This window comes from Ktedonobacterales bacterium (assembly GCA_036557285.1).
Taxonomy (GTDB): domain Bacteria; phylum Chloroflexota; class Ktedonobacteria; order Ktedonobacterales; family DATBGS01; genus DATBHW01.
Genome location: DATBHW010000061.1, coordinates 1 through 9,353 on the forward strand (window position 1 = coordinate 1; position 9,353 = coordinate 9,353).

The 9,353-nt window shown below is 59.3% G+C and carries 8 protein-coding genes and 1 tRNA gene; 7 read left to right on the forward strand and 2 right to left on the reverse strand.

The window, feature by feature from the left end:
- The first annotated feature begins 176 nt into the window (after window positions 1–176).
- From accD to VH599_18485, 4 genes are all read left to right on the forward strand, one after another.
- Complete coding sequence (gene accD, locus VH599_18470) at window positions 177–998, forward strand: acetyl-CoA carboxylase, carboxyltransferase subunit beta (protein ID HEY7350307.1); 822 nt, start codon at window positions 177–179, stop codon at window positions 996–998.
- A gap of 30 nt (window positions 999–1,028) precedes the next feature.
- Window positions 1,029–2,006 (forward strand): acetyl-CoA carboxylase carboxyltransferase subunit alpha, encoded by a 978-nt coding sequence (locus VH599_18475; GenBank protein ID HEY7350308.1) that lies wholly within the window; start codon window positions 1,029–1,031, stop codon window positions 2,004–2,006.
- Window positions 2,007–2,117: 111 nt separating this feature from the next.
- Window positions 2,118–2,200: transfer RNA gene (locus VH599_18480), tRNA-Leu, on the forward strand.
- 301 nt (window positions 2,201–2,501) lie between these two features.
- A complete protein-coding gene (locus VH599_18485) occupies window positions 2,502–4,526 on the forward strand; it encodes an ATPase, T2SS/T4P/T4SS family (protein ID HEY7350309.1) in 2,025 nt (674 codons plus the stop codon).
- Window positions 4,527–4,549: 23 nt separating this feature from the next.
- Here the strand turns inward: VH599_18485 and VH599_18490 are convergent, their stop codons facing one another.
- Window positions 4,550–5,320: a class I SAM-dependent methyltransferase gene (locus VH599_18490; protein HEY7350310.1), complete on the reverse strand. Its 771-nt coding sequence runs from the start codon at window positions 5,318–5,320 to the stop codon at window positions 4,550–4,552.
- 397 nt (window positions 5,321–5,717) lie between these two features.
- On the opposite strand from VH599_18490, the gene VH599_18495 reads away from it, so the two are divergent.
- From VH599_18495 to VH599_18505, 3 genes are all read left to right on the forward strand, one after another.
- The gene (locus tag VH599_18495) at window positions 5,718–6,746 is read left to right on the forward strand and encodes an ATP-dependent 6-phosphofructokinase (protein HEY7350311.1); all 1,029 of its coding nucleotides are present in this window, start codon (window positions 5,718–5,720) and stop codon (window positions 6,744–6,746) included.
- A gap of 174 nt (window positions 6,747–6,920) precedes the next feature.
- The gene (gene moaA / locus VH599_18500; protein ID HEY7350312.1) at window positions 6,921–7,916 is read left to right on the forward strand and encodes a GTP 3',8-cyclase MoaA; all 996 of its coding nucleotides are present in this window, start codon (window positions 6,921–6,923) and stop codon (window positions 7,914–7,916) included.
- Between the two features lie 25 nt (window positions 7,917–7,941).
- The gene (locus VH599_18505) at window positions 7,942–8,469 is read left to right on the forward strand and encodes a GNAT family N-acetyltransferase (GenBank protein HEY7350313.1); all 528 of its coding nucleotides are present in this window, start codon (window positions 7,942–7,944) and stop codon (window positions 8,467–8,469) included.
- Window positions 8,470–8,473: 4 nt separating this feature from the next.
- Here VH599_18505 and VH599_18510 read toward each other — a convergent pair whose 3' ends face one another.
- Window positions 8,474–9,088, reverse strand: a complete 615-nt coding sequence (locus VH599_18510; GenBank protein ID HEY7350314.1) for a cob(I)yrinic acid a,c-diamide adenosyltransferase — start codon at window positions 9,086–9,088, stop codon at window positions 8,474–8,476.
- Window positions 9,089–9,353: the final 265 nt, after the last annotated feature.

Here is a 9,353-nt window from a genome sequence, read left to right on the forward strand (position 1 = left end):
TCCTTTTGATCCTGAAGCGTTTGTCAGCGCGCTCTTTTCCGCTGATGGGGCCTAGATAGAGCTTCTGGAAGTGATCCGGGAGAAGAAACGGAGCGTGCGCCATCGCTAGCGATAGACCTGATCTTACCCCTCCTGATATACTGCGCGGACCGGGGGGCGATGACCTGCAACCGCAGATCAGCCGTTCAATTCCGGGAAATCTGGTGGTGAAGTGCCCCAGGTGCCGCGAACTGCTCATTGGCAAGGACTGGGAGAAAAACCTGAAAACCTGTCCGCGCTGCGGCCATCATTTCCGCCTCTCTGCCGAGGAGCGGATTGCCATGCTGCTGGACGAAGAGAGCTTTCAGGAGTTGGATGGCAATATGCTTTCGGTTGATCCGCTCAATTTTGTCAGTGGCTCGCAGTCTTATCCGACCTATCTTAACGGCCAGCGCGAGAAGACCGGACTTAATGAGGCAGTAATAACTGGTACAGGAACCATTGAGGGCCTACCCCTGGCGCTGGCGGTGATGGACTTTGCCTTTGTGGGCGGGAGCATGGGGTCGGTAGTGGGCGAGAAGGTGACGCGCGCCATTGAGCGCGCCCTGGCCGACCAGAGCGCGCTCTTAATCGTTTGCACATCTGGCGGCGCGCGCATGCAAGAGGGGCTGTTCTCGCTTTTGCAGATGGCAAAGACAACGGCGGCGCTGGCAAGGCTGGGCGAGGCCCGCGTGCCGTATATCTCGCTGCTGACCGATCCCACTACTGGCGGCATTTCGGCCAGTTTTGCCTTCCTGGGCGATGTGGTGCTGGCTGAGCCTGGCGCGCTGATCGGCTTTGCCGGGCCACGAGTCATCGAGCAAGCGATGCACTCGCGCCTGCCAGCCGATGCTAATACGGCGGAGTTCGTGCTGAATCATGGGATGCTTGACGCTGTGGTATCCCGTCGCCTGCTGCGCCCAACGCTCGCGCGGCTGCTGCGCATGTACGCGGGAACACAAACACAGAGCGTGACATAGAAAATACTACTGATTGCTGGGGGGTGCGCTATGGCTTACGATCTGGATTTTGAGAAACCACTCGCTGAAATTGACCAGAAGATCAGCAGGTTACGGCGCAAAGCGGAGAAGCTGAAACCAGAGGAGCGCAAGCAGATCGGGGCATGGGAAGCGGAACTGCACGAGAAGACTGTCGAAATCTATAGCAACCTGAACTCGTGGCAGTGTGTCCAGGTGGCGCGCCATAAAGACCGGCCCTATACGCTTGATTACATCAAGCTGATGTGTGACGATTTCTTTGAACTGCGCGGTGATCGCCATTTTGGCGATGATCGCGCTATCCAGGGCGGGCTGGCGGTCATTGCCGGGCGTACCGTCATGCTGATGGGCAACCAGAAGGGGCGCGATACCAAAGAACGTATTGAATGCTCGTTTGGCATGGCGCATCCTGAGGGTTTTCGCAAAGCGATGCGTCTGATGAAACAGGCGGAGAAGTTTGGCATCCCTGTGGTGACACTGATTGACATTGCGGGCGCTGCTATTGATCTAGGCGCTGAGGAGCGGGGGCAATCGCAGGCGATTGGGGAAAATCTGCTGGTGATGGCGCAGCTTGGCGTGCCTCTGGTGGCGGTGATTATTGGGGAGGGTGGCAGCGGCGGCGCGCTGGCGCTGGGGATGGGCAATCGGGTGCTGATGCTGGAGTACAGTATCTATACGGTGGCCGCGCCAGAAGCGGCGGCTTCGATCATCTGGCGCGATACCGTCTATGCGCCGCAGACAGCCGAGGCGATGAAGGTCAAGGCGCGCGACCTGTATCAGCTTGGTCTGGTAGATGAGTTGATTGCTGAGCCGCTGGGGGGAGCGCACCGCAACCACGAGGAGGCGGCCAGAAACCTCAAGACGGCCATCCTGAAACATCTGGACGCGCTGACGCCGCTGAGTTCGGAGCAATTGGCGCGGCAGCGTTTCGAGAAGTTCCGGGCCGTTGGTAAGTTTGCTGTTGATGATCCGGTGGCTGTGCGTAGCTGACAGCCCGGTTGCCCGTATGATCGTCTGTATGCTCAGGGCAAGAGAGCGCGTTTTCCCTGGTCTCTTCTATGCTTGACTTCTGGCGTGTTCTGCGTTACCATTAAGGAGCGAGCCGGGGTGGCGGAACGGTAGACGCGCTGGTCTCAAAAACCAGTGAGGGCAACCTCGTGAGGGTTCGAGTCCCTCTCCCGGCACTAGAGATGTAGCCTGGCAAGAAACCGCCAGGCTCTTTTGTTGGGCGCCTGGTTGCATTGGATGCTTTGTTTCTGTCGGCTGATGGTGTAAGCGTGATGCTACGCTTCTTAACTCAATTGGTAAATCATCGAGTGTGCCCGCTTGCTTGAATAGTTGGGCATCTTCCTGTAGTATAGCAAGGGACGAAGGCGAGCTAATCTTCACTGGCGGAAGGAGCAGGTTGGCTCTTTTTCAGAGCGGCCCGTTGAGACGGAAATGTGGCTGCTGCCGAAATAAGCGTATGTTCGAGAGGACCAGGTGATGACAACTCATTCTGTGCCGGGCGATGGAGAGCAGTCAATTCCCTCCCAGCAGCGACAGAAATCTTCGGAAATTGCGCCTGATCGGCCAACAGATGTAGCGGACATGGCTACGGCCAGGCTGTTAGAAGAAGCGTTGCTCGGTCCAGACCGTCCAGCAGCGCCTATCTCTAACCGCCCACCCGCGATCACCAACGCGCCTACGGAGCTTCTTGGCCCGCTGCCACCTCATCCGGGGTCAGTTCCAGCAGGCGGGGCAGCGCCTGCTCATGCTCCTCCACCAGCGCAGCCGCCAGCGACTCCTCCCGCGAATACGAAAGTGACGCCATCACCCATGCGGAGCAGATGGGGTGGGCCACCTGAGCCTGAGATGATCAACAGAGAGCCAGAAAGAACAGCGCCGGATCAGAAAGAGGCTGCCATTCGCCCGGAGGCGGCGCCGATGAAAGAGTTGAGTCCTGCTCGCTCGGAGGCGGCCCCTCTCAAAGAGGCGGCGGCCCCTTTGTCGGAGGTCACGCCGATCAAAGAACTGAGTCCGGCGCGGCCAGAGGCAGCCCCTGCCAAAGAGGCGCGCGCTGTTCGCCCAGAGGTCGCGCCGGGCAAAGAGCCGAGTCCCGTTCGGCCAGAGAAGGCTCCGGCCCCAGCCAAAGATGTAGATTTGCTGCCCCCGCCAGCGCCAGCAGCCACCGGATCGGTGCGCTTCTTCTGGTTGCAGGGAGTGGCGCTGCGCATCGCTGAGCGCATTGAGGAACCTTTGCAGGCCGCGCCGTTCTGGCAGGCGGCTCCTGGGCGCACCCCGGAAAAGCGCCGATTGGTGCGCGGCCAGGCCCAGGGATTCCTCGAAGGGACGCCAGCCCTCAGCCAGTTCTTGAAGCAGGAAGAGCGAGAACTGCTGTTGAGACTGGTAGAGGACGAGGTACTGGGCTATGGCGCGCTGGAACCATTGCTGGCGGATGAGCGCGTCACCGAAGTGATGGTGGTCGAGCCATCGCTGGTGTATGTGGAGCGCGCGGGCAAACTCATTGAGACTTCGATACGTTTTCAGGATGAGGCTCATCTGATGCGTGTGATCCAGGCGATCCTGCGCCCGTTGGGGCGTTCGGTCAGCCGCGCCTGGCCGATGGCCGATGGGCGCTTGCCAGATGGCTCGCGGGTGAATGTGGTGATCCCGCCTGCTGCTGTCAGGGGGCCAACGCTGACGATTCGGAAGTTTTCGCGCCAGCCGCTCTTACTGGATGATCTGGTGCGTCTGGGCAGTATGAATGCGCAAATGGCCGAATTGCTGCGCGCCTGTGTCCTGGCGCGGCTAAATATGGTGGTGTCGGGGGGAACCAGCTCCGGCAAAACGACGCTGCTCAATGCGCTGAGTGCCTGTGTCCCCGCTGATGAGCGTGTCGTGACCATCGAGGACGCGGCAGAACTGCAATTGCAGCAGCGGCATGTGGTCTCTTTGGAGGCGACGCCTGCTGAGGCTGATGGCGGCGGGCGCGTGACCATTCGTGATCTGGTGGTGAACGCGCTGCGCATGCGCCCGGAGCGGATTGTGGTTGGGGAGTGCCGCAGCGGTGAGGCGATGGATATGCTTCAGGCGATGAATACCGGCCATGATGGCTCGCTGACCACTGCGCACGCCAACAGCCCACGCGACTGTCTGACGCGGCTGGAAACGATGGCGATGATGGCCGGGCTGGATTTGCCGGTACAGATGGTGCGGCGGCAAGTTGCGGGCGGGCTTCAGATGATTATTCATCAGGCGCGCTTGCGTGATGGCTCGCGCAAAGTGACGCATATTACTGAGATTCAGGGCATTGATGGCGAGACGGTCATTCTTCAAGACCTGTTTCGTTTTCAGGAAACCGGCACAGACTCGACGACCGGTAAAGTGCTGGGAACGTTTGAGCCAGGGGGCTTTCGGCCCAAGTGCTATCCGCGCTTTGAGGCGCTGGACATTCATTTTCCCCCTGACTTCTTTGTGCCGGAAGAACGCCGTCATGGCCTGGGCTGGGACGAAGCCGACAATCTATGATGTGAGCTGAACTGGCGCATGGCTCAGGTTTTTTGGCCGCAGGCGGCAAAGCCAACGACCATGATCAGCGGTTCCGGGGCGGCCTCGAATGGGGCCATTGCCGCGCCCAGTCGCTCTGAAGAGAGGCCCAATGCCTGGCGGAAGCCGTCCAGGCCAACCACATCGCTATGGACGACAAAGGCGTCTAGATGTAGATTCTCAAAGCCAGCCGCGCGTAAAATCCGCCACAAGTGCCTGCCAATGCTTCGATTGCCACCTCTTGCCGCCTGATCCTGCATAGATTTCTGCCGCATTGCTTCAAGCAGTGGCAGAGCCGGATCAAACACGACTGGAAAGCCGACCTCATCAACTTCAATCAGCGCAAACCGGCCTGTGGGTTTGAGGATGCGCAGGGCTTCACGGGCAGCCCCAACAGGATCAGACAGATGTTGGAAGACGAAACGGGCGAGCGCAAAATCAACGCTATTTTCAGGGAGGCCCGTGTCCATCACAGATGCCTGGACAAAACGCAGCCGGTCATCCGGCATCTGCGGCAGAAGTTGCCGGGCGCGCGCTAGCAGAGCCGGCTCGTTGTCGAGCGCAATGATCTGGCTGTGTGGCAGCAGCGCCAGCAGATGGTCGGTCAGGGAGCCTGGGCCGCAGCCCAGGTCAAGCACAGACATGCCATCTTGCAAGCCAAATCTGAGGAGGATAGGTGATTCTTGCGGCCAGGCCAACCGGGCCTGCTCACGCAAGCGCAGCGTTTCACGGTCCAGGTTGAGCTGATCCAGATCATAGGATTTTGGTGCTGTCATTCCTTTGTTCCTGAGAGCGGATGCAAACGCTCTTGCCTGAGAGGGTCTCCGCTCTTTTGCCCCTCCCATTCGCTCAGCTTCCTTAAGCATACCACGCTGTTCAATCGCTCACTCAGTATGGCTCAGGCGCCGCAAGACTCGCAAAAAGACTTGCAAAGCCTTCTCGTTGCGTGATACGCTGAAGGTTGCAACAGCCAGGAACGTTTTCCCTCCGCGCGTTGTCGTTTCCTCTTGATCCCATCGCTCGCTGGTTTATATAGGGGCGTATCTGTGTTTGGGTCTCAGATGCTCCTGTTGATGTCTATAAAGGAAACCCCCGGCATGCCCTCTGCACGTTCTGGCGGAGGGTAGAGTCCCAATGGCTGCGAAGCCCTCTGTATCGAAAGGAGCAGGAGCGATGAAGCTTGGTGTATTGACTGGCGGAGGCGATTGCCCCGGCCTTAATCCGGCCATCCGCGCGGTGGTGATGCGGGCAAATCAATTGGGCGATGAAGTGATTGGTATTCTGGATGGTTGGAAGGGCTTGATGGAAGTCAATGCGCGCCCAATTGGCCTGACGGATGTGGCCGATATTCTGAACGTGGGCGGCACGATCCTGGGAACGTCGCGCACGAATCCGGCAAAGTCGCCCGATGGCCTGGAACGCGTGAAGAAGCATATCGAGCAGCTTGGGCTGGACGCGCTGATCGCTATTGGTGGCGATGACACCCTGGGGGTTGCCAACAAACTCTATCAGATGGGCGTGAAGACGGTGGGCGTGCCGAAGACGATGGATAACGATATTAACGGCGCGGATTATTGTATCGGCTATGAGACGGCGGTGGAGATCGTGACTGAGGCGCTGGATCGCCTGCAAACGACGGCGCGCTCGCATCATCGGGTGATTGTCTGCGAGGCGATGGGCCGCGAGGCTGGCTGGGTGGCGACAGCGGGCGGCCTGGCCGGTGGAGCCGATTATATCATCATTCCCGAAGTGCCTACCTCGATGGATAAGATTGTGGAGCATCTGCGCAAACGCCGCGAGTCTGGCAAGACGTATAGCCTGATCGTCGTCTCCGAGGCGGCCAATGTGGAGGGGCTGGAGCAGCTTGGAGTCAAGACGATTGATGCCTTCGGACACGAGATTCTGAAAGAGCGCGGTCTTGCCGAGGCGTTGGCCGAGAAGATCGAGAAACTGACCGGCCTGGAGACGCGCGCCACGGTGCTGGGGCATATCCAGCGCGGCGGTTCGCCTTCAGCGTTTGATCGTCTGCTGGGAACGCGCCTGGGCGTGGCTGCGGTTGATCTGGCGCATAAAGGCGACTTTGGCAAGCTGCCCATCCTGCATAACGGTCGCATTGCGATCATGCAGCTTTCCGAAGCAGTGGGAGTCAACCAGAAGGTTGATATGGACCTGTATCGTGTGGCCGAGGTTTTCTTTCACTGAGAGTCCTGGCGGTTGGCGAAGTTTTCCATTGCATTTCGGCCAGCGACTAGGCAAGCGGGGCCAGAATATGCTATACTTATGCAATAAGTAACCTATCCTAGCCCCTTTTTCGTTGTCTCATATCTCCAGGCTTCGTCGCAGCGGCGCGACGGATGCTGTATGAGGAGGACCACTATGGAGCCACTGGTTGATAGCTATGGTCGGCGTATCAAGAGCATGCGGATTTCGATCACTGATAAATGCAACTTCCGCTGCACCTATTGCATGCCTGCCGAGGGGCTGCCGTGGCTCAAGAAGCAGGAAATCCTCTCTTACGAAGAGATCACACGCGTGGCGCGCATCGCGGCTTCGATTGGTATCGAGCAGATTCGCCTGACTGGCGGCGAGCCGCTGGTGCGGCGCGATGTGCCGGAGTTGATTCGCATGCTCAAGCCGATTCCAGGGCTGCGCAGCCTGAGCCTGACGACCAATGGAGTGCTGCTGAAGAAACAGGCTGCGGCGCTGGCCGAGGCCGGGCTGACGCGCATCAACGTGAGCCTGGATTCATTGGTGCGCGAAAAGTTTGCCCAGTTGACGCGGCGCGATCAGTTTGACGCTGTGATCGAGGGATTGGAAGAACTAGAGAAGTATCCCAGCATTCACCCTATCAAGATCAACGCAGTGGCGATGAAGGATTTCACGGAAGATGAGGTGCTGGACTTTGCCGTGCTGGCCCGCCGCAAGCCGTATATCGTGCGCTGGATTGAGTTTATGCCGCTGGACGCCGATCAAATCTGGCGCAAAGAAGATATTCTGACCGGAGCCGAGATTCTGGCGATTATCGAGAAGCAATATGGTCCGATGACGCGCCTCACCGATGGCGACGCTTCGGAGACGGCGCGGCGCTATCGCTTCCCCGATGGCGTTGGCGAGGTGGGCTTTATCAATCCGGTCAGCGAGCCGTTCTGCGCCTCGTGTGATCGCATCCGCATGACCGCCGAGGGCAAGCTGCGCACCTGCCTCTTCTCCACTGAAGAGACGGACCTGCGCGAGCCGCTGCGCTCAGATGCTTCGGATGAGGTGATTGAGGAGGTCATCCGGCGGGCAGTCTGGAACAAGGAACTCAAGCACTACATTGGCGATAAGCGTTTCCGCCGGGCCAACCGCAGCATGTCTATGATCGGCGGATAACCCATATCCGCCAGGAGAGCAGGCGATGTCTGAGCCATCCACTCTATCGCGGCAATTACCTCCAATCCTGATTCGCCGCGCAACCCCTGCCGATGGTCCAGTCGTCCAGTGCTTTGTGTTTGCTACCCTTCGGTCATTCGGCATTGAGCCTGACCCTACGGGGCTTGATGCCGATATTGTCGCCTTTGGGACCGCCGAGGATGATTCAACCCTGGAATGGGTGGCTGACCTGGCGGGAACGCCGGTTGGGTCTATTGTCATCACGGCCATGAACACTGCTGAGGGCAAGCTCTCCAAGTTTTTTGTGGATGCCTCCAGGCGCGGCTATGGGATTGGCCGGAAGCTGCTCGCCCATGCCGTTGCCGAAGCCCAGGCGCGAGGTTATCGGCGCCTGCATCTGGAAACGCGCACCATCTATCGGGAGGCCGTTCACCTGTATGAAGCCACTGGCTGGGCGCGTGGCCCCGCTCTCCCCCCAGGATATGGCCCTGATCGCACCTATACATTAGACCTTTCAGGGAAAGATCATCAGCCTGAGCAGCAGGGAGGCTGATGATTTAACGCTGGGCGAAGCGGCTGGGGTCGCCCAGTTCGGTATCGGCCAGTCGTCCAAGCATGAACAGCACATCCGAGAGCCGATTCAGGTAGCGCTGGGGCGTGGGATTGGGCAGCCAGCCTTGCCGGGTCAGTGGAATAACGGCGCGCTCGGCGCGGCGGGTAACGGCGCGGGCCAGATCAATAGCGGCGCTGGCCGGATGGTCTCCAGGGACGATAAAGCGCGTGCCGATCTCCACTTCCCCGCGCAGGCTGATAACCAGCGCGTCTAAGGCTTCCAGCCGGGCATCAGACAGATACAAGCCGATCTTTGGGCGCGCCTCCGGCGTAGTGGCAATGTCACCCATCAGGGCATAGAGGTCATTCTGGAAGCTGAGCAGCAAATCGTGGATGCGCGTCAGTCCGGCGGCGCGACAGGTGGCGCGGGCCACGCCGAGCGTCGAGGTCGCCTCATCAACTTCGCCAAGGGCAACCACGCGGCTATCGGTCTTGGGGACGCGCAGATCACCCAGCAGACCAGTGGTGCCGTCGTCGCCTGTGCGTGTAGTGACGCGCGCGCTGCTGTGCGATAGGCCGCCTGATGGCTCTTGCGCAGCAGGCTCCGATGAATCTGTCATATCGGCCTCCTCTCCATTGAGGGATGCTTTTGGTCAATCTTGTCGATCTTTTGGAAGCGGCGCTTCTTCACGCGCCGGGATACAGAGCAGATCATCCGCTCTGTATCTCAGTATCGCATATTTCCTAGCAGAAACACGCCAGAGGCCCCCTTGCATAAGCCGCGGGGATGAATGGCGTGCCGCCCGCAGGCGGTATCTTTCGTCTTGATATGCCACCCACAAGATGGTATACTGGTGGCATGAAAGAGCGCCCACCTGAACAAAA